15 protein-coding genes are annotated in these 19,093 nt (G+C 71.6%); 9 read left to right on the top strand and 6 right to left on the bottom strand.

From position 1 onward, the window contains the following. Positions 1-5: 5 nt before the first annotated feature. The gene (locus SLW52_RS17400) at positions 6-788 is read right to left on the bottom strand and encodes an enoyl-CoA hydratase-related protein (protein WP_043095165.1); all 783 of its coding nucleotides are present in this window, start codon (positions 786-788) and stop codon (positions 6-8) included. 160 nt (positions 789-948) lie between these two features. Here SLW52_RS17400 and SLW52_RS17395 point away from each other — a divergent pair, with 160 nt between their 5' ends. The 4 genes from SLW52_RS17395 to SLW52_RS17380 all read left to right on the top strand — a co-directional run bounded on the left by SLW52_RS17395 (position 949) and on the right by SLW52_RS17380 (position 4,435). Next, a complete protein-coding gene (locus SLW52_RS17395) occupies positions 949-1,650 on the top strand; it encodes an FKBP-type peptidyl-prolyl cis-trans isomerase (RefSeq protein WP_242159305.1) in 702 nt (233 codons plus the stop codon). A 113-nt stretch (positions 1,651-1,763) separates the two neighbouring features. Next, a complete protein-coding gene (locus SLW52_RS17390; protein ID WP_267092512.1) occupies positions 1,764-2,564 on the top strand; it encodes a DUF1289 domain-containing protein in 801 nt (266 codons plus the stop codon). After that, the gene (locus SLW52_RS17385; RefSeq protein ID WP_320740827.1) at positions 2,561-3,442 is read left to right on the top strand and encodes a sulfurtransferase; all 882 of its coding nucleotides are present in this window, start codon (positions 2,561-2,563) and stop codon (positions 3,440-3,442) included. Before SLW52_RS17390 ends, SLW52_RS17385 begins: the two co-directional genes overlap by 4 nt. A gap of 57 nt (positions 3,443-3,499) precedes the next feature. After that, the gene (locus SLW52_RS17380) at positions 3,500-4,435 is read left to right on the top strand and encodes a DUF1684 domain-containing protein (RefSeq protein ID WP_320740893.1); all 936 of its coding nucleotides are present in this window, start codon (positions 3,500-3,502) and stop codon (positions 4,433-4,435) included. A gap of 99 nt (positions 4,436-4,534) precedes the next feature. Here the strand turns inward: SLW52_RS17380 and SLW52_RS17375 are convergent, their stop codons facing one another. After that, positions 4,535-5,125 (bottom strand): N-acetylmuramoyl-L-alanine amidase, encoded by a 591-nt coding sequence (locus SLW52_RS17375; protein WP_295935802.1) that lies wholly within the window; start codon positions 5,123-5,125, stop codon positions 4,535-4,537. Positions 5,126-5,147: 22 nt separating this feature from the next. On the opposite strand from SLW52_RS17375, the gene SLW52_RS17370 reads away from it, so the two are divergent. The 5 genes from SLW52_RS17370 to rlmKL all read left to right on the top strand — a co-directional run bounded on the left by SLW52_RS17370 (position 5,148) and on the right by rlmKL (position 11,053). After that, positions 5,148-5,639: an MOSC domain-containing protein gene (locus SLW52_RS17370; protein WP_295935803.1), complete on the top strand. Its 492-nt coding sequence runs from the start codon at positions 5,148-5,150 to the stop codon at positions 5,637-5,639. After that, positions 5,636-6,163, top strand: coding sequence for an alpha/beta fold hydrolase (locus SLW52_RS17365; RefSeq protein ID WP_320740826.1), 528 nt, complete (start codon positions 5,636-5,638; stop codon positions 6,161-6,163). Before SLW52_RS17370 ends, SLW52_RS17365 begins: the two co-directional genes overlap by 4 nt. Positions 6,164-6,177: 14 nt before the next feature. After that, positions 6,178-6,681 (top strand): N-acetyltransferase, encoded by a 504-nt coding sequence (locus tag SLW52_RS17360; protein WP_193312595.1) that lies wholly within the window; start codon positions 6,178-6,180, stop codon positions 6,679-6,681. A gap of 171 nt (positions 6,682-6,852) precedes the next feature. Then, positions 6,853-8,466: an ABC-F family ATP-binding cassette domain-containing protein gene (locus SLW52_RS17355; protein WP_295966251.1), complete on the top strand. Its 1,614-nt coding sequence runs from the start codon at positions 6,853-6,855 to the stop codon at positions 8,464-8,466. Between the two features lie 412 nt (positions 8,467-8,878). Then, positions 8,879-11,053: a bifunctional 23S rRNA (guanine(2069)-N(7))-methyltransferase RlmK/23S rRNA (guanine(2445)-N(2))-methyltransferase RlmL gene (gene rlmKL, locus SLW52_RS17350; protein WP_295966249.1), complete on the top strand. Its 2,175-nt coding sequence runs from the start codon at positions 8,879-8,881 to the stop codon at positions 11,051-11,053. Positions 11,054-11,279: 226 nt separating this feature from the next. On the opposite strand, the gene SLW52_RS17345 is transcribed toward rlmKL, so the two are convergent. The 4 genes from SLW52_RS17345 to SLW52_RS17330 all read right to left on the bottom strand — a co-directional run bounded on the left by SLW52_RS17345 (position 11,280) and on the right by SLW52_RS17330 (position 18,981). Then, positions 11,280-12,323 (bottom strand): HD domain-containing phosphohydrolase, encoded by a 1,044-nt coding sequence (locus SLW52_RS17345; RefSeq protein ID WP_267117261.1) that lies wholly within the window; start codon positions 12,321-12,323, stop codon positions 11,280-11,282. 45 nt (positions 12,324-12,368) lie between these two features. Then, on the bottom strand, positions 12,369-16,445 hold the full coding sequence (locus tag SLW52_RS17340; RefSeq protein ID WP_320740825.1) for a CHASE domain-containing protein: 4,077 nt from the start codon (positions 16,443-16,445) through the stop codon (positions 12,369-12,371). Positions 16,446-16,742: 297 nt separating this feature from the next. Further along, on the bottom strand, positions 16,743-17,984 hold the full coding sequence (locus tag SLW52_RS17335; protein ID WP_017913507.1) for a DUF445 family protein: 1,242 nt from the start codon (positions 17,982-17,984) through the stop codon (positions 16,743-16,745). A 151-nt stretch (positions 17,985-18,135) separates the two neighbouring features. Continuing rightward, positions 18,136-18,981 carry a plasmid replication/partition related protein gene (locus tag SLW52_RS17330; RefSeq protein WP_152236404.1) on the bottom strand — a complete coding sequence of 282 codons (846 nt, stop codon included), beginning with the start codon at positions 18,979-18,981 and terminating at the stop codon, positions 18,136-18,138. Positions 18,982-19,093: the final 112 nt, after the last annotated feature.

Below are 19,093 nucleotides of genomic sequence, written 5' to 3'. Positions count from 1 at the left end.
CGGGCTCAGCGGTTGCGGAACTGCGGCGGGCGCCGCTCCAGGAAGGCGCGGGTGCCTTCGCGCATGTCCTCGCTGGAGAACAGCAGGCCGAACTGCGCGGTCTCGTATTCCAGCCCCTGTTCGATCGCGCTTTCGCCACCGATCTGGATCGCGTCGAGGATGCCGCGCAGCGCCAGTGGCGCGGCATCGGCCAGTTGCTGCGCCAATTTCAGCGTGGTCGCCTGCAGTTCGCCGGCGGCGACCACGCGGTTGACCAGGCCCAATTGCAGTGCGCGCGCCGCGTCGATCGGCACGCCGAGCAGGCACAGTTCCAGCGCCGCGGCGCGGCCGACCAGCCGCAGCAGGCGCTGGGTGCCGCCGAAGCCGGGAATCAGCCCGAGATTGATCTCCGGCTGGCCCAGGCGCGCGCCTTCGGCGGCCACGCGCAGGTGGCAGGCCATCGCCAGTTCCAGCCCGCCGCCGAGGGCGAAACCGTTGACCATCGCCAGCACCGGCTTGGGCATGCGCTCGATCCGGCGCATCAGGCGCTGGCCCAGTTGCGAGAAATCGCGGCCCTGCACCGGTGTCAGTTCGTTCATCTCGGCGATGTCGGCGCCGGCCACGAAGGCTTTCTCGCCGGCGCCGGTCAGCACCACCACGCGGATCTGCGGGTCGTCCGCGGCCGCGGCGAAGGCCGCATCCAGCGCCTGCAAAACCTGGCGATTCAAGGCGTTGAGCTTGTCGGCTCGATTCACGGTGAGGATGCGGATCGCACCCTGGGTATCGGCGAGGACCGGCGTGCCGGACATGTGCATTCCTGGTTGTTAAAAAAAGGTAATGGGAACTCTGGGCGGGCCGCACCAGTCAGAGCAGCGTCGTCGGTAGCGGTTACGCGCCGCGGCGGCTATCCTAACGCGTCATCTCAGGCGGCACGGGCCGCCCTGTGCCACCACCCTGGAGAATTGTTTGATGAAGTTGCGTTCTATTGCGGTCGCTGTCGCGGCCCTCGCCCTGAGCGGCAATGCGTTCGCCCAGGACACCTCGTCCGAGAAGGGCAAGCTGAGCTATTACTTCGGCTACGACTACGGCAACAACCTTGCCGAACTCACCGGCCGCGGCGAGCAGCTCGATATCAATGCGGTGGTGAAGGGCTTGCAGGACGCCTACGCCAAGAAGCAGCCGGCGGTCAGCGCCGACCAGCTGAAGCCGGCGGTTGAAGCGTTCCAGAAGCGCGAGCAGGCCCGCGCCCAGCAGGCCAAGGCCGACTACGAGAAGGCCGCTGCCGAGAACAAGACCAAGAGCGACCAGTTCATGGCCCAGAACAAGGCCAAGGCTGGCGTGCAGACCCTGCCCAGCGGCGTGCAGTACCGCGTGATCGAGGCCGGCAAGGGTGCCAAGCCGACCCAGGCCAGCACCGTGCAGCTGGAAGTGGCCGGTCCGTACCCGTTCGGCCAGCGTCCGGCGCAGGCGCGTCCGGCGCAGCAGATCCCGGCGATCAAGGTCAGCGAAGTCGAGATGCAGGCCATGCGCGACACGCTGCTGCAGATGCCGGCCGGCTCCAAGTGGGAAGTGACCCTGCCGCCGGACAAGGCCTACGGTGCCGACCCGCGTACGCCGTTCCCGCCGAACGTGGCGGTGCAGTTCGAGATCAAGCTGGTCAGCGTCAAGTAAGCACGCTGGTTCAGTGCACGACGATTGCGCCGGCAGCGATGCCGGCGCAATTTTTTTGGGCAGGCAACGACGGCGCCGACGAATCGCGCTAGGCTGGCAAGGTGTCGAATCCGATGGATCCCGTTCCGCATGCCCTGCTCACGCCCTGCATCGGTCTCTGCCGTCTCGATGCGCAGGGCTATTGCGCCGGCTGCCTGCGCAGCGGCGACGAGATCGCACGCTGGCGCGGCATGAGCGACGCCGAACGCCGCCGCTACATGGACGAGGTGCTGCCGGGCCGCGGCTGGTCGCCGTCGCCGGGGCAGCGCCTGGCCGAACGTGCGCATCTGCTGCGCGCACTGCACCCGCTGCAGCAGCCGCCGGCGGGGCCGGGCTGGAACCACCACGAGTTGCAGGATCTGTTGCCGGACGGCGCGCCGGTGGAAGCGGCGGTGCTGGCCGGCCTGGTGCCGCGCGCCGACGGCACCCATGTGCTGTTGACCCGGCGCACCGACAGCCTGCGTCACCACGGCGGCCAGGTCAGTTTTCCCGGCGGCCGCATCGAGGCCAGCGACGCCGATGTGGTGGCCGCGGCGCTGCGCGAGAGCGAGGAGGAGATCGCGCTGGCGGCGTCGCAGGCCGAGCCCTTGGGCTACCTGGATCCGTTCGTCACCATCAGCGGCTTCCGGGTGATGCCGGTGGTCGCGGCGATCGATCCGCGCTTCGTGCCGCAGCCGCATCCGGGCGAGGTGGCGGAGGTGTTCGAGGTGCCGCTGGCCTATCTGATGGCGCCGGACAACCTGCGCAGCATCGAAACCGATTACCGTGGACGCCCGCGCGTCGTGCTGGAGTACGGCTGGCCCGGCCAGCGGATCTGGGGCGCGACCGCGGCGATCCTGCTCAACCTGCGCCGCCGACTGGAGCAAGCCGCATGACCGCAACGTCCCCCGCATGGCACACCCTGGTCGAGGCGCAAGCATTGGCCGCCGCGCTCGGCGATCCCGCGCTGCGCCTGGTCGATGCGCGGTTCGTGCCGGCGGCGCTGCTCGATCCCGCCGCTGCGGCGGCCGCGCGCGCGGCCTATGCGCAATCGCACCTGCCCGGCGCGGTCTACGCCGATCTGAACGCGGATCTGTCCGATCTCGGCCGTCCCGGCCTGGGCCGGCATCCGTTGCCGGACGACGCGGCGTTCGCGCGCACCCTGGGGCAGTGGGGCATCGGTCCGCAGCACCAGGTGGTGGTGTACGACGCCGGCGACGGCAGCATGGCCGCGGCGCGATTGTGGTGGATGCTGGGCCTGCTCGGCCATCGCCGGGTTGCCGTGCTCGACGGCGGCCTGGCCGAATGGCGCCGGCTCGGCCTGCCGGAAACCGACGCGGCCTCCGCGCCGTCGCCGCTGCCGCCGTATCCGCAGGTCTTCGATGCGGCGCGCGTCGTCTCCGCCGAGGAGGTCGCCGCACGCCTGCACGAGGCGCCGGGCTGGTTGCTGGATGCGCGCCCCGGCGAGCGCTTCCGTGGCGAGGTGGAGCCGATCGACCCGCTGCCCGGGCATGTGCCCGGCGCGCTCAACCGGCCGCTGGCGCAGAACCTGCGCGATGGCCGCCTGCGTCCGGCGCAGGAACTGCGCGCGGAACTGCAGCCGTTGCTGCAGGGACGCGATCCGCGCGAGGTGGTGTTGATGTGCGGATCGGGCGTCACCGCCTGCCATCTGCTGCTGGCGCTGGAGCATGCCGGCCTGCACGGCGCGCGCGTGTATGCCGGCTCCTGGAGCGGCTGGATCGCCGATCCGGCACGGCCGCGCGCCATCGGCTAGGGCCGGCGCCGGTCCACACGGAACGCATGCACGATGGCACGCGACAGGGGCGGCACCATGCGCTGGCGTGAGGCCTGCGGGCTGGCGATGCTGCTGGGCCTGGCCGCCTGCGGCGACCGCCGCGCGGCGGCCGATGGCGCCGACGCCTCGCCGCGCGCGCAATCGGCCACACACTATCGCGAGGCGGTGCAGCGTGGCCGCGCGCAGCGCCTGGCGACGTTGCGGGCGCCGTCCGGCTGGTTGAGTTATACCGGCTCCGGGCGCCTGCACAGCGGCCTGCACCGGGTCGGCAGCGCACCCGACAACGACGTGCAGTTGCCGGCCGGTCCGGCGCATCTGGGCACGCTGCAGGTGGATCCGCAGGAGGGCGTGCAGTTCCAGCCCGCAGCGGACGCGACGGTGCAGGTGAACGGTCAGCCGTTCGCCGGCGGCCGCCTGGAGACCGACGCGGCGCACGGCACCGAGACCCGGGTGATGCTGGGAGCGCAGGAGTTCTACGTGGTGCGCACCGGCAACCTGTTCGGCTGGCGCTTCCGCGATCCGCAGGCGCCGGCGCGCGCGCGCTTCCGCGGCATCGACTACTTCCCGATCGATCCGCGATGGCGGGTGGTGGCCGACTGGCATCCGGTACCGGCGCCGCGGGCGATGGTGCTGCTCACCTCGATCGGCACGCCGCAGCCGCTGGCCCTGGTCGGCAGCGCCGACTTCGTGCTGCAGGGGCGGCGCTACCGCCTGCAGGTGCTGCGCGACGGCGCCGGCCAGCGTCTGTTCCTGCCGTTCTCCGATCGCACCAGCGGCCGCGAGAGCTATGGCGGCGCCCGCTATCTGTTCGTGCCGGCGCCGCAGGGTGGCCGCATCGTGCTGGATTTCAACCTGGCGCAGAACCCGCCATGCGCGTTCACCCCGCACGTGGTGTGCCCGCTGGCGCCGGTCGGCAATCGCCTGGACGTGGCGGTGACCGCTGGGGAGAAGAACTACGTCGGCGCGCACTGAGCGCGTGCGGCGCTCTTGTGCGAGCGTTTCTGGTGTCTTTTGCGGGATCAGGCGCGACCCGATGCAATCGGCAATGCCCGGTCGCGGCTGAAGCCGCTCCTACGACAAGGCTTGATCAGCGGGCGGCGCATACGGTGCCAGCGCTACCGCCTCCAGCACCTGCGGCCAGGGAAAGCGCGGGCCCGGATCGAGCTTGCGCTGCACCTGCCGCGTCGGATCGTCGCTGGCCGGTTCCAGGCTGCGATCCAGCGCGTCGTGTCCGGCGATGTGGTGCAGCTGCGGCAGTTCCGCGCGCAACTGCTGCAGCAGCCGGATCAGCGCCTGCACTTGCGCCGGCGGGTAGTCCTCGCGCATCTCCTGGTGGCGCGAATCCAGCCACAGCGGATAGCGTCCGCGGTTGACCAGTTCGATGCCCAGCGATTGCTGGTTGTAGCCGCGCACGTGGTGCGCGACGCGCTGCAGCGGCACATAGCGATGCACGCTGCCGTCGCGGTCGATGTAGAAATGGCCGCTGTTGCCGGTGCCCGACGGATACAGCACGCGTTCGCCGTACAGGCGCGCGCTGGCCAGGTCCGGCAACTCGGTGCAGTGGATCACCGCCAGCGTGATGCTGTCCGGCACGCGCTCCTGCAGCAGGCCGACGTAGGGCAGGGGCGCATCGTGGATCGGCAACGGCGAGGTGGGCGGCATGCGCGGATGCTAGCATTCGCCGATGACCCTGAATTCCGAAAGCCTGCTGGCGACCCTGCTGGCCACACTGCCGCGCGCCGGACGCGTGGAATGGATCGGCCTGCGCCCGGCGCGCGATGTGCCGATGCACGAAGTCGACGCCGCCACCGCGCAAACCGATGGCGGCCTGCACGGCGACCGCTACGCCGGCCGCAACGGCAAGCGCGGCGTCACCCTGATCCAGGCCGAACACCTGCCGGCGATCGCCGCGCTGGCCGGGCATGCGGCGGTGGCGCCGGCGACCCTGCGGCGCAACGTGGTGGTGTCGGGCATTCCGCTGATCGCGCTGAAGGGGCGCCGTTTCCGCATCGGCGAGGTCGAGCTGGAAGGCATCGCGCCGTGCGACCCGTGCTCGCGCATGGAGCAGGCGTTGGGGCCCGGCGGCTACAACGCCATGCGTGGCCACGGCGGCCTGTGCGCACGCATCGTGCAGGGCGGCACGCTGCGGTTGGGCGATGCGGTGGTGGCGCTGTGAGCCGCGGCCACTGCATCCTCTCGCACGGCTTCGAGAGCGGGCCGGACGCGATCAAGGTGACCGCATTGGCCGAGGTGGCGGAGCGCCTGGGCTGGAGCCATTCGCGCCCGGACTACACCGACCTGGACGCGCGCCGCGACATCAGCCCGCTCGGCGACGTGCCGACCCGCCTGCAGCGCCTGCTGGAACAGGCGCAGGCGGCGGCGCAGCGCGGGCCGCTGGTGCTGGCCGGTTCCAGCCTCGGCGCCTACATCGCCGCGCAGGTGTCGCTGCACGTGCCGGTGCGCGGCCTGTTCCTGATGGTGCCGCCGACGCGGATGGGGCACATGCCGGCGCTGGATGCGGCACCGGTGCCGACCTCGGTGGTGCATGCCTGGCGCGACGAACTGATTCCCGCCGCCGAGGTGATCGCCTGGGCGCAGGCGCGTGCTGCGCGGTTGTTGCTGGTCGACGACACGCACCGCCTGGGCGAGCACGTGGCGACCTCGGCGCAGGCCTTCGCCGAACTGCTGGAGCGCCTGTGAGCGCATCCGGCGACATGCTGTTGCGCGCCGAGCGGCCGGCCGACGCGGCGGCGATCGAGGCGCTGACCCTGGTCGCCTTCTTCCGCGTCGCGCACAGCCGCCACGACGAGCAGGACATCATCGAACGGCTGCGCGCGGACGGCGCGCTGACCCTGTCGCTGGTGATCGAGCACGAGGGCTACATCGTCGGCCACGTCGCGGTGTCGCCAGTGAGCCTGTCCGACGGAAGCCGCGGCTGGTACGGGCTGGGACCGCTGTCGGTGGGGCCGGGCCACCAGCGCCAGGGCCTGGGCACGCGGCTGGTGCGCGAGGCGCTGGCGCAGTTGCAGGCGCTGGGTGCGGCCGGCTGCGTGGTGCTGGGCGACCCGGCCTACTACGCGCGCTTCGGCTTCCATCCGGAACCCGGGCTGACGCTGCCGGGTGCGCCGGTGGAGGCCTTCCAGGCGTTGGCCTTCGGCGAGCGCCTGCCGCCGATGGCCGAGGTGGCCTACCACCCGGCGTTTCTGTCCGCGGCCTGAGCCAGCGCGCCGCGCCGTGGCCCGTCGCGGCCGCGTTGCGTTAGCATCGTCCCGCGTCCACTCCGATCGAGGATCCACGCCGATGCGCCATTGATGCCGCCGTCTTCGCGACGGCCCTCGTCCCACCTGCCGAGCGATCGGCGGGCACGACCGGCATCCATGGAGGTTCCCATGACGCATCCGCTGCTTGCGCTGGACAGCGCGACCCATGTTCTGCCCGACGGCAGGATTCTGTTCTCCGATCTGCACTTCGCGCTCGATACGCGCCGCACCGGCCTGGTCGGCCGCAATGGCGTCGGCAAGAGCGTGTTCGCGCGCCTGCTCGCCGGCGAGCTGACGCCCAGCGCCGGACGCTGCGTGCGCCACGGCCGCCTGCATTACGTGCCGCAGCAGATCGCGCCGGCACCGCACGCCACGGTCGCCGATCTGGCCGGGGTGGGCGCGGCGTTGCGGGCGCTGGCGCGGATCGAGGCCGGCAGCGCCGACGTGGCGGATTTCGACGCGCTGGGCGAGCGCTGGGACATCGCCCAGCGCCTGCAGGCACAGCTGCACGCGCACGATCTCGGCGCGCTGGAGCCGCACCGCCTGGCGGCCACGCTCAGCGGCGGCGAGGCGATGCGGGTGGCGCTGATCGGCGCCTGGCTGGCCGAGGCCGATGCGCTGATCCTGGACGAGCCGACCCTGCACCTGGACGCGGCGCAGCGGCAGCGCCTGCGCGAGGCGCTGCAGCGCTGGCCGGGCGGCCTGCTGGTGATCAGCCACGATGCGCTGCTGCTGCAGGACATGCAGCGCACGCTGGAACTGTCGCCAGGCGGGCTGCGCGACTACGGCGGCGACTACGCGTTCTACCTGCAGTGCCGGGCGCGCGAGCGCGAGGCCGCGCAGGCCGAACTGGCGCAGCACAAGCTGCAGCACGCGCGCGACAACGCTACCTGGCAGGCACAGCACGATCGACAGCAGCGGCGCAGTGCGCGCGGGCGGCAGCAGGCCGGCACGGCCAACCAGGCGCCGATCCTGCTCGGCCGGCAGAAGCAGCGCAGCCAGGACAGTGCCGGCAAGCGGGTGCGCGATCATCAGGCCACGCAGGCGCGCAGCCTGGAGCGCATCGCCGAGGCCGCGCGCCAGGTGCAGCCCGACGCGCCGGTGGCGCTGTTCGCGCCGCCGCCGGCCGATGCGGCCACCCGGCGCCTGGTCGAGCTGCAGGCAGTGCGGCTGCCGTTCGCGCCGGCGACGCGGCAGCCGCTGGACCTGGTGGTGCAGGGCGGCGCACGCATCGGCGTGGTCGGGGCCAACGGCAGCGGCAAGTCCACCCTGTTGCGGCTGTTGGCCGGGCAGGTGGCGGCGCTGTCCGGCAGTTGCCGGGTGCGCGCCCCCAGCGCCTACCTGGACCAGTCGCTGGTGTCGCTGGACCCGGACGCCACCGCGCTGGCGCAGGTGCAGGCCGCCGCGCCCGGCATCGCACTCGCCGACCTGCGCACGCGGCTGGCCTTGCTCGGCCTGGACGCGCAGCGCATCGGCGTGCCCTGCGGCCAGCTCAGCGGCGGCGAGCGGCTGAAGACTGCGCTGGCCTGCGCCTTCTACCGCACGCCGCCGGCCGAACTGCTGTTGCTGGACGAGCCAGACAACCACCTGGACCGAGAAGCCCGCGACGCGTTGCGCGCGGTGCTGCTGCAGTACCCCGGCGCGCTGCTGGTGGTCTCGCACGATGCGGAGTTCCTGGACACGCTGCGCCTGCAGCAGCGCTTGCAGGCGGATGCCGAAGCGTGGCGGCTGACGCCGTGGTGAGTGGCCTGCGCTGCCGTCGACGGGGTCTGCCGCCGGGCATGCCCGGCGCCGGATTCGTGGCCTCGCATTGCGCGATGCGTCGCGCACCAAGGCGGCAGGAGGGCGCGTCTGCAGCGCCAGCTTCATCTGCCACGGCGCGGGGTGGTCGCGAAGCGAACGCCGGCGGGCGACGTCGCTGTGCCCGTCACACGAGGCCAGTGACGGCCGCGGCGCACCCTGCGCCAGGGCACCGCGCAGCAGACAGGGGCGCACGGACCCTGTGGTATTCTGCGCGCCGTTCCGGTGCGGTGCGTGCGCGTGCCCATCCCTCGATCCGCGGCCGCGGCCGCGGTAACGCCGGATCCGGCGCTGCGATGCGCCACGCGCGCGGCGTCCGCCGTGCCTCCCTCCCGTCCGTCCTGGTCCGCCTTCCGTGAAATTCTTCGTCTCCTGCGCCAAGGGCCTGGAATACCTGCTCGTCGATGAACTGCTCGCGCTCGGCGTGGCGCAGGCCACCGCCACCGTCGCCGGGGTCAATGCCGAAGGTAGCCTGCAGGACGCGCAGCGCGCGGTGCTGTGGTCGCGCCTGGCCAGCCGGGTGCTGTGGCCGTTGCAGTCCTTCGACTGCCCCGACGAGGCGGCGCTGTACGCCGGCGTGGCGGCGCTGCCGTGGCGCAGCCATCTGGCGCCGCAGCAAACCCTGGCGGTGGACGCGCATGTGTCCGGCACCGGCATCACCCACGCGCGCTTCGCGGCGCAGCGCGTCAAGGATGCGGTGGTGGACACGCTGCGCGGCGAGGGCCTGGAGCGGCCGTCGGTGGACGTGGAGCGCCCGGACCTGCGCCTGAACCTGTCGCTGCGCAAGGGCCGCGCGACGCTGTCGGTGGACCTGGGCGGCGGCTCGCTGCACCGGCGCGGCTGGCGCCAGGCGCAGAACGAGGCGCCGCTGAAGGAGAACCTGGCTGCGGCGGTGCTGCTGCGCGGGCAGTGGCCGGCGCTGTATGCGCAGGGCGGCGGGCTGCTGGATCCGATGTGCGGCAGCGGCACGCTGCTGATCGAAGGCGCGCTGATGGCCGCCGATGTCGCGCCGGGCTTGCTGCGCGGCGAACTGGCGGCGCAGCAGCGCGGCGACACCGATGCCGATGCCGCGCCGAGCCGCTGGCTGGGGTTCGACGTGGCGGCCTGGCGTACGCTGCTGGCCGAGGCGCGGCAGCGCGCCCAGGCCGGTCGCGCCGCGTTGCGGCCGGTGCTGTACGGCAGCGACATCGACCCGCATGCGCTGCGCGCGGCGCGCGAGAACGCGCTGGCGGCCGGCGTGGTCGAGGCGATCGCCTTCGCCGCGCACGACGTCGCGGTGTTGCCTGCGCCGGCGCAGGCATTGGGCACGGTGGTGTGCAATCCCCCCTACGACGAGCGCCTGGCCGCCGACGCGGCGCTGTACCGGCGCCTGGGCGATGCGCTCAAGCGCGCGGTGCCGCAGTGGCGCGCCAGCCTGCTGTGCGGCAGCGACGAACTGGCCTATGCCACCGGCCTGCGCGCGGCCAAGAAATACCAGATGTTCAACGGCGCGCTGGAATGCCCGTTGATCGTCTGCGACCCGATCGCGGTCGCGCCGCGCGCGGGCGCCAGCGAGGAGCCGCGCGCGCTCAGCGACGGTGCGCAGATGGTCGCCAACCGCCTGCGCAAGAACCTGCGCAAGTTCAAGACCTGGCGCGCGCGCGCGCGGATCGGTTGCTACCGCGCCTACGACGCCGACCTGCCCGAGTACGCGGCGGCGATCGACGTGTACCAGGAGGACGGCGGCCAGGCGCGCACCTTCCTGCACGTGCAGGAGTACGCGGCGCCGGACAGCATTCCCGACGCGGACGTGCGCCGCCGCCGCAACGAATTGCTGGCGGCCGCGCGCGAGGTGTTCGCGGTGCCGGCCGAGCAGGTGGCGCTGAAGACCCGCGAACGCGGCAAGGGCGGCAGCAAGTACGGCCGTTTCGAGCAGCGCGGCGAGTTCCTGGTGGTGCGCGAGCACGACGCGCTGCTGCGGGTGAACCTGTTCGACTACCTGGATACCGGGCTGTTCCTCGACCACCGCCCGCTGCGCGGGGTGATGGCGCAGCAGGCGCGCGGCAAGCGCTTCCTCAACCTGTTCTGCTACACCGGCGTGGCCAGCGTGCAGGCGGCGGTGGCCGGCGCCGATTCCACCACCAGCGTGGACCTGTCCGGCACCTACCTGCAGTGGTGCGCCGACAACCTGGCCTTCAACGGCAAGGGCGGCGCCCAGCACCGGCTGGTGCAGGCCGACGCGCTGAGCTGGCTGGAAGCGGAGAAGAACCGCTACGACGTGATCTTCTGCGACCCGCCGACCTTCTCCAACTCCGCGCGCGCCGAGGATTTCGACATCCAGCGCGAGCACGTGCGGCTGTTGCGCGCGGCGGTGGCGCGGCTGATGCCCGAGGGCGTGCTGTACTTCTCCAACAACTTCCGCCGCTTCAAGCTGGACGAGAACGCGCTGGCCGAATTCGCGGTGTGCGAGGAGATCAGCGCGCAGACCATCGACGTGGATTTCGAGCGCAACCCGCGCATCCACCGCGCCTGGCGTCTGCAGCGGCGCTGAGAAGCGGTGCCTCGTGTGTCTTTCTGCAGGAGCGGCTTCAGCCGCGATGGGCGTGACCGGTCACGCCCATCGCGGAGCGTAGTGCGCTGTTGCTTCTCCATCCGGGAGAAGGGGCCCCGAAGGGGCGGGTGAGGGGACGGGCGACGCCGCGTGTCCTCGATCTCTGCGCGTCGCTTCGCGCCGTCCCCTCACCCCAACCCCTGTCCCGGGGGGAGAGGGGCTTGTATCAACTGCCGTGATGCCCCAGCGCGGCCTGCGCCTTGCCGCGTGGCGGCGGGTCATCCTCGGTCTCGCGCTCGTTCCAGTACGCCTGGATCTGCAGGATCTGCGGCAGGATCGCCTCGAACAACTCGACCAGACGCGGCTCGAACTGGCTGCCGGCCTTGTCGCGGAACAGCGCCATCGCCTGTTCCAGCGGCCATGCGTCCTTGTACGGACGCGGTGAGGTGAGCGCATCGAACACGTCGGCCAGCGCCACGATCCGTGCCGATTCGGGAATCTGCGTGCCTGAAACGCCGGCCGGGTAACCGCCGCCGTCCCAGTGCTCGTGGTGGTACAGGGAGACCTCGGCGGCGAGCCGGAACAGCGGCGCGCTGCTGCGGCTGAGGATGTCGTAGCCGATCCGCGGGTGCCGCTTCATGACCTGCCACTCGTCGGCGTCCAGCGGCCCGGGCTTCTTCAGCACCGCATCGGGGATGCCGATCTTGCCGGTGTCGTGCATCGGCGCGGCCTGTTCCAGCAGGTCGGCGTCCTCGCACGACCAGCCGGCGGCCAGCGCGAGCGCGCGGGCGTAGGCGGCCATGCGCCAGATATGCGTGCCGGTGTCCGAGTCGCTGTAGTGGCCGGCCATGCCCAGCATCTGGATCGCGTCGCGATGGCTGTCGGCCAGGCTGGTGGCGCTGACCAGCGACAGGTGGGTGCGCACCCGCGCGCGCAGAATGCTCGGCGAGTAGGGCTTGGTGATGTAGTCCACGCCGCCGGCGTCGAACCCGATGCTCTCGTCGGTGTCCTTGTCCTTGGCGGTGACGAAGATGATCGGGATCGCCGCGCTGCGCGCATCTTCCTTCAGGGTGCGGGCGAGGGTGTAACCGTCGATGTCGGGCAGGTCGACATCCAGCAGGATCAGCGCCGGGCGGTGCTTGGCCACCCCGCGCAGGGCTTCGGCGCCGTTCTTGGCAAACACCAGCGCGTAGTCCTCGCGCAGGAGCTGGCGGATCAGCGCCAGGTTGCTGGGTTCGTCATCGACACAGAGGATGCAAGGCTGGGTCATGGTGGGTTCCCGTCGGACACGCGCCGCCGCGCGGGCGGCGCTCTCTCAATCGCGTGCATCGGCCAGCCATCGCCTGACTTGAGCCTCGGCTTCGCGGAAGGAAAAATTCTCCAGCAACTGTTGCAGCTCGGCGGCCTGCGCCGCCGGCAGGACCGGCGCCAGTTGCCGCAGCGTGCGGTCGATGCGGTCCGGATCGTCGCTGTCCAGCACCTGCAGCACCTGATACCAGGAGGCCTGCAGCGTCGCCGGATCGACCGCGGCGATGTTCGCTGCCGCAGGTGGCGTCGCACCCTGGGTGGCGTCGGCGAAGCGCAGCACTTCGGCAGCGGTGTCGGCCATCGCCGCGGCCAGCGCGGCGATCTCGGCATCGGCCTGCGTCGGTGCCGTGCTCAAGCGTTCTTCCAAGGCGGCGCTGGCGATGCTCAATGCCGGCAAGGCCAGCGATCCGGCCGAGCCGCGCAACTTGTGCACCAGCGAGACGGCCTCGGCGGGCCGTTGCGCTTCCAGCAGGGCGCGGACGCTGGCCGCCGGGTCGGGATGTTCCTGCAACAGCTTCAGCAGATAGCGCCGATACGGCTCGCGTTCGCCCCAGAGCCGCTGCGCCTGGACGGTATCGAGCAGCGCGGGGTCGCTGGCCGGCCAGTCGTCCGCCGGCAGCACCGGCGGTGGCGCCGCCAGCGGCAGCAGCGGCAGCGCGGTCAGGTTCGGCGGCAGGAACCGCCGGATGATCGCGATCAGGTCCTCGACCTGGAACGGTTTGGCGATGAAGTCGTTCATGCCGCTGGACAGCGCCATCTCCTGCTGCTGGCGATAGGCGCCGGCGGTGAGGGCGATCACCGGCACGGCGGCCAGGTCCGGATCGGCACGCAGTTGCCGGGTGGCTTCGTAGCCGTCCATGGTCGGCATCTGCACGTCCATCAGCACGACGTGGAAGCGGCCGGGATCGCGGCGTAGCCGCTGCAGCGCCTGGGCGCCGTCCTGCGCCAGCTCGACCAGCGCGCCTTCGCCTTCGAGGATGCGCTGCGCGACCTCGCGGTTGATGTCGCTGTCGTCGACCACCAGCAAGCGGGCCCCGGCCAGGCGTGCGACGCCGTCGCCGGGCGCTGCCGCGGGCAGCTCGCCGTTGCGACGCGCCAGCAGCATGGCGATGGTGCGCTGCAGGGCCGAGGCGGTGACCGGCTTGGTCATCACCGCATCCACGTCGGCGACGCCAGGCTGCTGCTCCTGGATCATGCGCCGCTCGTAAGCGGTGACCATGACGATGATGGGCTGCCGGTCCGGCGCCGATTGCGCGCGGATGCGCTGGGCCACACTCAACCCGTCCAGGTCGGGCATGCGCCAGTCCAGCAGGATCACGTCGAACTCGGCCCGTTCCGGCGCGGCCGCGGCCAAGGCGGCGGTGCCGCTGGACACCGCTTCCACCTGCCAGCCGAAGCCGTTGGCGATGTCGGTCAGGCTGCGCCGCACCAGGTCGTGGTCGTCGGCGATCAGCACCCGCCGCGCCTGCGCCGGTTCGGCGTCGTCGGCCGGTGCCGGCGCCACCGCGAACGGAATGACGAAGTAGAAATCGCTGCCCTGGCCGGGGGCGCTCTGCACTTCCAGTTGCCCGCCCATCAGCTCCACCAGGCGCCGGCTGATGGTCAGGCCCAGGCCGCTGCCGCCGTAGCGGCGGCTGGTGGAGGTGTCGGCCTGCAGGAACGGCGAGAAGATCAGGCTCTGCTTCTCGCGCGGGATGCCGATGCCGGTGTCGCGCACCGAGAACAGCAGCTTGAGCTTGCCGGGTTCGGCGCCGGGGAAGGCGCGCACCGACAGCGCCACCTCGCCCTGTTCGGTGAACTTGATGGCGTTGCCCACCAGGTTGATCAGCACCTGGTTCAAGCGCAGCGCGTCGCCGCGCAACCAGCGGCAGCCCGGCGGCAGCGGCTCGACGATCATCTCCACCGGCTTGGCGCTGTTCGCCGAGGTCATCAGCGCGGCGATGTTCTCCAGCAACTCGTTGAGATCGAACGGCGCCGATTCCAGGTCGATGCGTCCGGACTCGATCTTGGAGAAGTCGAGGATGTCGTTGATGATCTCCAGCAGGTTGCGTGCGGACAGCTCGATCTTCTGGATCATGTCCTGCGCCGCCTGCGACAGCGCGCTGTGCCGCAGCAGGTACAGCATGCCCAGGATCGCGTTCATCGGCGTGCGGATCTCGTGGCTCATGTTGGCCAGGAAATCGCTCTTGGACTGGTTGGCGCTTTCGGCCGCGTCGATCGCCAGGCGCAGCTCGCGCTCGTGGCGCTTCTGCTCGGTCAGGTCGACGGCGATGCCGAGATAGCCGATCACCCGGTCGTCGTCGTCGCGCAGCGTGCTCAGGGTGAGCAACACCGGGAAAGCATGGCCGTCCTTGCTCAGGTAGGTCCATTCGCGGGTGTCGCTGCGTCCCAAAGTGGACAGCGCCGCCACCGACTCGAACGAGGGCTGTACCGGCATGCCCGACTGCGTGGCCATGCGCTCGGCGCGTGCGGCCAGTTGCTCCGGATCCAGGAACAGGCCGGTGGCCTTGCGTCCGATCAGTTCGTGCGCGGCGTAGCCGAGCAGGGTCTCGGCGGCCGGGTTGAACAGGGTGATGACGCCGTCCGGGTCGGTGGCGACGATCGCGTAGCCGGCATTGGCCAGGATCGCGCGCTGCAGCGCCGAATAGGTCACCAGTTCGCTGGTGCGCTCGGCCACCTGCTGCTCCAGCGTGGCGTTGAGCTCCAGCACCCGCGCCTGCGCGCGCACCTGTTCGGTGACGTCGTGCAGCAGGTGCGAATGGCCGATGGTGCCGCCGCGGGTGCCGGCGATCGGCGAGACGCTGGCCAGGACGCTGACGGTGTGACCATCGCGGTGGCGCAGCTCGCGGACGCCGTCGCCGCTGTCGATGGGATCGCGGACGTGCGCGCCCAGCAACCGCTGCAGCGGCTGGCCGATGGCCTGCTCCGGGGTGTAGCCGAAGATGCGCGTGGCCGCGGGATTCCAGTGGGTCACGCGGCCGTTCAGGTCTTCGGCGACGATCGCTTCGCTGGTGCCGGCGACCAGGGCGGCCAGTTGGCTCTGCTCGCTGAGGATCAGGTCGCGGCGGCGCAGGCTGGTCAGGAACACGTACAGCAGGGTGGCGAGCAGCAGCGCGATACCGGCGGCCAGCGCGCCGGCGAACAGCGGCGAGGTCTGGTCGAGCGAGCGCACGAAGCCCGGCGTGGCGTGTGCACCGATGCGCCACTGGCGTCCATAGACCGCCAGGGTGCGTTCGGCGGTGGGGCCTCCGGCCAGGATCGGTGTGGCGTCGTCGCGATAGAACGGCTGCCCAGGGTTCAGGCTGTCGGCCAGGCTCAGCTGCAGCGCGTTGCGGTGGTCGTCGGAGGAGGCCAGTACCTCGGCGATGCTCAATGGGGCGTATGCCCAGCCGCTGGTGGCCTGCCAGCGCTGTTCCGGGGTCTGCAGCGGCAGGCCTTCGCGATACACCGGCAACAACAGCAGAAAGCCGCTCTTGCCCAGCCCCGGCCGCTGCACCAGGCGGATCGGCGCGGTGATGGTGGGCTTGCCCGAGTGTGCGGCGGCGATCGCCGCGTCGCGTCGCGCCGGTTCGGAGGCGATGTCGAAGCCCTGCGCCGGCGTGTTGGACTGCACCGGCTGGATATAGACGATGACGAAGCGATCGCCGTCGTGCGGGGCCAGTTCGCGGATCTGCAGCGACGGTGCGCCGTCGGCGCGGGCCTGCTGCAGGAACGCCGCCTCGTCGGCGCGCGGCACCCGCTGGATGTAGCCGAAGCCGCGCACCCCGGGAAACTCGCGCAGATAGTCGCGCGAGGCGCTGTAGCGGGAGAAGCGCTCGCGCGAGATGCGGTCGCCGCCGGCCGCGATCACCGCACCGCGCGCGCCGCGCAGGCCATGCTCGTACATGTCCAGGCGCTGCCGCAGATCGCCGGCCACGTGCGAGACCAGTTGCTGGAAGCGCGCCTGCGCCTGCGCGCGGTTGCGCTGCTGCACGCCATGCGCGATCAGCAGCGCGGCGAGCAGCCCGACGGCCAGCACGGCCAGGGCGGCGAGCCGCGCAAGCCGCGCAGGGCCGGCGATGGGTGTCCGGCGTTTCTTCGACATGCTCCCCTTTCCTCTGGCGAACGCGCGTTCGGCACGCGCATCGGCTTCCCCCCGACCGGTTGCGGGATGGCGTTCACAGCGGCGACGCAGGCCCCGCAGGTCGTCCCCCAACGCTAGCGCGGGCGTGGCTGTCGCGCCAGCCCTTCGGTCCAAAGAGTCGAGGCGTGTCTACACCTTGCTGCGTGGATGGCACCGGGTGCCGCGGGTCGGCGGTCCGTCGTGGGGTGCGTGCGTCGCATCGTGCGTCGGCAGCGGGCCGGCCGCTCCAGCGGCGCAGTGCATCCTTGCCATGCACGCTCAGCCAAGCAGCGTGACGGCAGCGTGCAGCGCCAGCCCGATCAATCCGCCGACCAGGGTGCCGTTGAAGCGGATGTACTGCAGGTCGCGGCCCACGCTCAGTTCCAGTTGCTCGACCAGGTGGCGTTCGTCCCAGCCCTTCACGGTCTGCGCGATGTGCTCGGTGACGCCGCTGCGCAGGCGCTGGGTCAGCCGCTCGGCGCCGCCGAGCAGGTGCTGGTTGAGCGCCTCGCGCAGGGCGGGATCCTGCGCCAGCGACTGGCCGAGCGCGCCGAGGGCGCGCTGCAGGTGCTGCACCAGCGCGCCGTCCTGGCGCGACAGGTCCTCGCGCAGCGCGCTGTGGATCTGATCCCACAGGCCCTGCACGTACGCCTGTACGCCGGGGTGGTCGATCAGCCGCTGCTTCAGCGCCTGCACTTTCTCGGCGGTGGCGGGATCGGCGCGCAGCCGCTGCACGTAGCCGCCGAGCCAGCGCTCGTAGTCCTGGCGCAGCGGATGCTGCGGCTGCGACAGCACCTCCTGCAGTTCCTCCAGCAGCGCGTGCGCCAGGCGCTCGGCGAGGGTGTCGGCGATGCCTTCCACCGGCTTCACCCATTCCACGGTGCCGACCAGCTTGGGCCATTCGCGCCGCGCGTACTTGACGATCATCGCCGACACCCGCTGCTTGACCGCGGCATCGTCCAGGTGCCGGCCGAGCCGGGTCAGCGCTTCGTCGAGCAGTGCGTGGTGGCGGCCGTCGGCGGTGAGCAGGCCGAGCAGTTCGCCGGCGGTGGCGGCGGCGTCCCAGTCGCGCAGCCGCGCCACCACGAAACCATGGATGCGGCGCCGCACCGCGGCTTCGTCCAGCAGGTCCAGCGCCTGCAACGCCCAGCCGCGGGCCAGATCGGCCAGCCGTGCGGACTGCGCCGGTTCGGCCAGCCACTGGCCCAGTCGCGCCGCGGGATCGAACGCGCTGAGCTTGGCCAGCAGCGCGCCCGGTTCCAGGAACTGATCGCGCACGAACACCGCCAGGCTGTCGGCGATGCGCGCCTTGCCGTGCGGGATGATCGCGGTGTGCGGAATCGGCAGGCCCAGCGGATGCCGGAACAGCGCCACCACCGCGAACCAGTCCGCCAGCGCGCCGACCGTGGCCGCTTCGCAGAACGCGCCGACCCAGGCCCACACGCCGTGCAGGCCCATGGCATGGCTGAGCAGGAAGCCGCACAGCATCGCCAGCAGCAACAGCGCCGCCAGCAGCTTCATGCGCCGCAGCTGCGCGCGGCGCGGATCGGGGGGCAGGGCAGGGGCGGAAGACACGCTCATGCGGCCGAGTCTACGCAGTGCGCGGTGAGCGCGGTTGCACGCGCGGCGGCGAGGTCATCCGGCCGCGGCACGGATGGCCGGTGCGCGTGGATCAGCCCGGCAACTGCGCGCGCAGCGCCGCCACTTCCTCGCGCAGCGCCTGGTTCTCGGCCTCGAGTTCGGCCACGCGCTGGCGCAGCGTGGCCGCCGTGTCGCCCTCGGCATCCGCCGCCGGGGCCGCGTCCTCGGCGGCGTCCGCAGGCGCCGGTTTGGGCTTGCGCTTGGACTCGCGGGCGCGCTTGGCGGCCTGCTTCAGCTCGTCCTTGCCGGCCATCGCCGCGGCGCGCTGTTCCTCCTCGGGCAGGCTGGCCACTGCCGCGGCGGCATTGATCGAGATCGCACCGGACTTGACCGCTTCCACCACCTCGGCCGCGGCCTGCTTCTGGATCTTCTCGATCTGCACCACCTGGCTGTTGCTGAGCCGCGCCACGCGCGCCAGTTCGGCGCGGCTGAGCGGTGCCGGTGCGTCGGCCCAGGGTGGCGTGTCGGTGTCGGTGTCGTTGGCGGTCTCGCCAGCCGCGTCCGGGTCAGTGGCGTCGGCTGCGGGCGCCTCTGCGGCAGCCGCGCTGGCGCGCCGCTCGGCGAGGATCTCGCGCTTGCGCAGCGCCAGCACGCCGCGCTGGAAGTCGGAGACGCTGCGCCGGCCCAGGTGCTGGTCGATCATCCACAGGTGCACGTCCTGCAGCGACTGGAAGCGGGTGTTCTGCACGGTCTGGAACGGCAACCCATGCTTCTGGCAGATGCCGTAGCGGTTGTGCCCGTCGACCAGGATGTCGCCCCACAGCACCAGCGCGTCGCGGCAGCCCTCGGCCAGCAGGCTGCGTTCCAGGGCAGCGTATTCGTCGGCGGTCAGCGGATCGATATAGGCCTTGAGGTCTTCTTTGACAACGATGTTCATCAACGGGCGGTGCGGCGTGGCGACGGGGGCGGCATTGTAGAGGGCAGGGATTGGGGATTGGGGATTCGGGATTCGCAAGAGCGTCGAGCTGCCTGTCCGACGCTGCCGCGCG

Origin of the sequence: Xanthomonas sp. LF02-5 (assembly GCF_034105325.1) — a bacterium.
Taxonomy (GTDB): Bacteria; Pseudomonadota; Gammaproteobacteria; order Xanthomonadales; family Xanthomonadaceae; genus Xanthomonas_A; species Xanthomonas_A sontii.
The sequence above is the reverse complement of the archived record's forward strand: the minus strand, read 5'-3'. Positions and strand labels throughout refer to the sequence as shown.

Coding starts and splice junctions, on each gene's coding strand:
- SLW52_RS17360 (WP_193312595.1), top strand. CDS start 6,178: ATGCTGTTGCGCGCCGAGCGGCCGGCCGACGCGGCGGCGATCGAGGCG.
- SLW52_RS17375 (WP_295935802.1), bottom strand. CDS start 5,125: ATGCCGCCCACCTCGCCGTTGCCGATCCACGATGCGCCCCTGCCCTAC.
- SLW52_RS17400 (WP_043095165.1), bottom strand. CDS start 788: ATGTCCGGCACGCCGGTCCTCGCCGATACCCAGGGTGCGATCCGCATC.
- SLW52_RS17385 (WP_320740827.1), top strand. CDS start 2,561: ATGACCGCAACGTCCCCCGCATGGCACACCCTGGTCGAGGCGCAAGCA.
- SLW52_RS17335 (WP_017913507.1), bottom strand. CDS start 17,984: ATGAAGCTGCTGGCGGCGCTGTTGCTGCTGGCGATGCTGTGCGGCTTC.
- SLW52_RS17395 (WP_242159305.1), top strand. CDS start 949: ATGAAGTTGCGTTCTATTGCGGTCGCTGTCGCGGCCCTCGCCCTGAGC.
- SLW52_RS17380 (WP_320740893.1), top strand. CDS start 3,500: ATGCGCTGGCGTGAGGCCTGCGGGCTGGCGATGCTGCTGGGCCTGGCC.
- SLW52_RS17345 (WP_267117261.1), bottom strand. CDS start 12,323: ATGACCCAGCCTTGCATCCTCTGTGTCGATGACGAACCCAGCAACCTG.
- SLW52_RS17330 (WP_152236404.1), bottom strand. CDS start 18,981: ATGAACATCGTTGTCAAAGAAGACCTCAAGGCCTATATCGATCCGCTG.
- SLW52_RS17370 (WP_295935803.1), top strand. CDS start 5,148: ATGACCCTGAATTCCGAAAGCCTGCTGGCGACCCTGCTGGCCACACTG.
- SLW52_RS17340 (WP_320740825.1), bottom strand. CDS start 16,445: ATGTCGAAGAAACGCCGGACACCCATCGCCGGCCCTGCGCGGCTTGCG.
- SLW52_RS17355 (WP_295966251.1), top strand. CDS start 6,853: ATGACGCATCCGCTGCTTGCGCTGGACAGCGCGACCCATGTTCTGCCC.
- SLW52_RS17390 (WP_267092512.1), top strand. CDS start 1,764: ATGGATCCCGTTCCGCATGCCCTGCTCACGCCCTGCATCGGTCTCTGC.